4 protein-coding genes are annotated in these 3672 nt (G+C 65.6%); 3 read left to right on the top strand and 1 reads right to left on the bottom strand.

Annotation, left to right across the window (positions count from 1 at the left end; all coding sequences use genetic code 11):
• Positions 1–175 precede the first annotated feature (175 nt).
• Positions 176–1456 (top strand): sensor histidine kinase, encoded by a 1281-nt coding sequence (locus OG322_RS21610; RefSeq protein ID WP_266411752.1) that lies wholly within the window; start codon positions 176–178, stop codon positions 1454–1456.
• Positions 1453–2193 (top strand): response regulator, encoded by a 741-nt coding sequence (locus OG322_RS21615; RefSeq protein ID WP_266411754.1) that lies wholly within the window; start codon positions 1453–1455, stop codon positions 2191–2193. The genes OG322_RS21610 and OG322_RS21615 overlap by 4 nt, the downstream gene beginning before the upstream one ends.
• Here OG322_RS21615 and OG322_RS21620 read toward each other — a convergent pair.
• Positions 2183–2941 carry a class I SAM-dependent methyltransferase gene (locus OG322_RS21620; protein WP_266411755.1) on the bottom strand — a complete coding sequence of 253 codons (759 nt, stop codon included), beginning with the start codon at positions 2939–2941 and terminating at the stop codon, positions 2183–2185. The genes OG322_RS21615 and OG322_RS21620 overlap by 11 nt on opposite strands.
• Before the next feature lie 313 nt (positions 2942–3254).
• Between OG322_RS21620 and OG322_RS21625 the strand changes: the two genes are divergently transcribed.
• Complete coding sequence (locus OG322_RS21625; protein ID WP_323179822.1) at positions 3255–3464, top strand: MbtH family protein; 210 nt, start codon at positions 3255–3257, stop codon at positions 3462–3464.
• The last annotated feature ends 208 nt before the right edge of the window (positions 3465–3672 follow it).

The raw sequence follows: 3672 nt of genomic DNA on the forward strand, positions 1-3672 counted from the left end.
ACCGTCGATGCGGCACTCGATTCTCTTCGGCACCTGTGGTGGCCTCGTAGTGGGACCGGCTCTGGTGCCGCCGTGTCATTCCTGGGAAGTAGACGAGAGAAGTACGCGACCGTGTCGCAGAGGGGTAGTAAGGAGGACGCCGTGACCCCCGGCCGTCGGTGAGACTGAGCCGGTGATGAACGTGTCAGTGGCCGACCGGTTGCGTGACGGGTCCGCGGCGCTGATGCGCCCGAGCGGTCCGCTGCCCCGGCCCAGCAACCGCAGCCGAGTGTTCGATGCCGTGCTCGCGTTGGCCTTCTGCGTCGCAGGGGTCAACTATGCGTTGAGCGTCGGAGTGGGCCAGAGCTACCAGCTCATCGATGGTGTGCGTCGCATGCGCCCTGAGGGAGCCAGCAGCTGGCTCGGTGCGGTGGCCCCGGCGATCCTGGCGACACTGCCGCTGGCGCTTCGGCGGCGCTATCCACTGGCCGTGCTCTGGGTCGTGATGGGAGCGGGGCTGGTGGCGCCGGACAGCGAGGCACGGCTCCTCTTCTATGCCTTTGTCGTCGCCACGTACAGCGCAGTCGCTTTTAGCCCCTACCGGGCACTGGCGCTGATGTCTGTGCCAGTGGAAATCCTTGTGCTCATCACGACCGGGGATTCGGCGCTGCCCACCGTCCCGAACGAATACGTACCTCTGCTTGTCCTGATCCCGCTTGCGGTGGCGGCCAACGGTCTGCGGATGTGGAGGCTTCGGGCCGACGAGCGGCAGGCTCAGATGGCCGCACTGGAGAGCGAGCGGGTGGAGGAACTACGTCGCGCGGCAGAGCGCGAGCGGGCTCGGATCGCCCGCGAGTTGCATGACGTCGTCACGCATCACGTCAGCATGATGGTGATCCAGGCCGGGGCCGCACGGAAGGTCCTGGACGTCGCACCCGACCAGACCCGCGAGGCGCTGCTCGCCGTCGAGGCAGGCGGACGGTCGGCCATGGTGGAACTGCGACATGCCATGGGGCTGCTCACGATGGCGGCCGATGATGGGAACGGCACCACTGATCCGGCTGCCGGTGCTGGTGCCGGCCTCGCCCCGCAGCCGAGCCTGGACCAGGTGGAGGCGCTGATCGGAAGGGTCAGGAGCTCCGGCCTGTCCGTCGAGCTGACCGTGGGCGGAGCGCCGCGTCCGGTGCCGCCGGGGATCGGCCTCGCCGCATATCGTGTCGTGCAAGAGGCCCTGACCAACGCCGTGAAGCACGCGACCGGAGCGAGCGTGAAGGTCCTCGTCGAATACGGCGAAGGCCTTCTGCGGGTGGAGATCACCGACTCCGGCGGCAGCCCGAGTGCGTCCGCCGCCACCGGCAACGGGCACGGCCTGATCGGCCTGCGTGAACGCGTTTCCGTCTACGGTGGAACACTGCATGCCGGGCCGCACTCCGGCGGCTATCGCATCCGAGCATCGATCCCTCTGGAGGCAGCGTGACCCGGCCCCTGCACGTTGTGGTCGCCGACGACCAGGCACTTGTCCGTACCGGCTTCAGGATGATCCTGAGTGCCGACGGCATCGACGTGGTCGCTGAAGCGCGCAACGGTAGGGACGCCGTGGAGGCGGTCGGGCGCACACGCCCCGATGTGGTCCTGATGGACATCCGGATGCCGGAGATGGACGGCCTTGAAGCCACTCGTCGCATTCTGTCCCGTGGCTCGGCTCCGGATCCTCAGCCCGCAGGGGAGGAGCCGTACGCCCATGAACCGCGCGTGATCATCCTGACCACGTTCGACTTGGACGACTTCGTGTACGCGGCCCTGTCCGCCGGCGCCAGTGGCTTTCTCCTCAAGGACGTCACGCCGGAACACCTGGTCGCTGCCGTCCGGATGGTCCGCTCAGGCGACGCACTGCTCTCACCGGCCATCACCCGCCGCCTCGTCGAGCGGCACGCCGTCCGTCGTGACACGGAGACCGAACCCGAGCCGATGGCTCTGAACGCCGAGCTGGCCGCTCTGACTCCGCGCGAGCGGGAAGTGATGATTCTGGTGGCGCAAGGCCTGAGCAACGCCGAACTCGCCGCCCACCTGCGCCTGTCGGAGACAACCGTCAAAACCCACGTCAGTCGCATCCTCGCCAAGCTCGGCCTGCGCGATCGCGTCCAGGCGGTAGTGGTGGCCTACGAGTTCGGGCTGGTGAAGCCGGGCGCGAACCAACCCGGACTCAGATCCTGACCGCCTGCACCATGACGCGAGGCACGCTGGAGAGAAGGTTGCTGGCTTCCGTCGCCTCATGCAGCAGGACATCGGCAGCGGCGGCTCCCATCTCCCTTGTGAGAGCGGCCCGTTCCTGAAGGATCCGCTCGTACACGGCGACCTGTCGGTCGGCTGACCCGGCGATTTCGTGTGTCTCGATTCCCGAGAATCCCGCCGGCTCCAGAAACCATGTGTAGTCGAAATGGGAAGGCGCCCACGTGGTGAAGACGAGAGGGCTGCCTGGCTGAAGGATACGAGCCAGCTCTTCGAAAGCCGCCATCTTGTTCATGACCATCCACAGCGCGTCGACGCTCATCGCTCCGTCGAAAGCGGCGTCGGGCAGCCCCGTATCGATGGCGCTCGCCGTATGGAACGTGGCTTCGGGAGATTTCTCCATCCTCGCCGCGAGCTTCTCCGCCTGGGAGACAGCTTCGGCCACGATGTCGACTCCGTGCAGAGTGGCGTCCGCTTCACGGGCCACCCAGAGCCCCGGTCCTCCGCGTCCGCACCCGATGTCGACCAGACGCTGTACGTTGTGTTCGCCCAGAGCATCGGCCAGGAATCGAAGGTCGCTCATCGTCACAAATCCGAACGGCTCGACTTCTTCAGGGTATTCGGCCCCGTAGACGCCACGGTAAATGTCACGCAGGGTCTCACTGTGGGCCTGGTTCGCCAGAACGGGGCGGTAGCGGTCTTCCATAACCGCAGTTACGTCGGGCTGGTTCATTCCGTCTCCAGATCCACTTCCGAGTAGCCGCACATCCTCAGTCGCGAGTGACCCGTGGCGCTGAACTAATCAACCAGTGGGCCCTGACGCTAAGTTGAGCGCAGTTGGCTTGTCAATGATGGGCCCAGGTCGCCGCCGGTCAAGTCTGTGACGGCGCTGCGGCGAGGGACGGAGCATCGTTTAACTGGTGCGACAGCGCAGTTGAACATCGCCGGTGATCGTCGAGGATTGATTAGCCATGAGGGCCTGGCGGATAGTGATCCAGGGCTGCCCATGGCTGCCCGATTTCATTCACCCCAGAAGGGACGGCGTGGTGACTAATCCGTTCGACGACCCCGATGCCAACTACCTGGTCCTGGTCAACGACGAGGGACAGCACTCGCTCTGGCCGGTCTTCGTCGACGTGCCCGACGGCTGGAAGACGGTTTTCGGTGAGGCGGCGCGTCAGGACTGCCTCGACTACATCGAGAAGTCATGGACCGACATGCGGCCCAAGAGCCTGATCGAGGCCATGGGGAACTGAGGCCCTCTTGCTCGGCCGGCCGTTTCGGCCGGCCGAGCAACAGCGGTCCCTTGTGAAGTGTTTCTGGGCGCTACGAGCAGCCCTCGAAACGCAAATCATTAAGGCACAGCTTTATCTCAGGGAAGCTGGGCGTTTTTCGGCATGCCTGGACGGCGGCTGACCCACTGCTTTTCCAGTAGGCGAGTCGGAATGTATGGGGTGGGCGGGA

Source organism: Streptomyces sp. NBC_01260 (assembly GCF_036226405.1).
Classification (GTDB): Bacteria; Actinomycetota; Actinomycetes; order Streptomycetales; family Streptomycetaceae; genus Streptomyces; species Streptomyces laculatispora.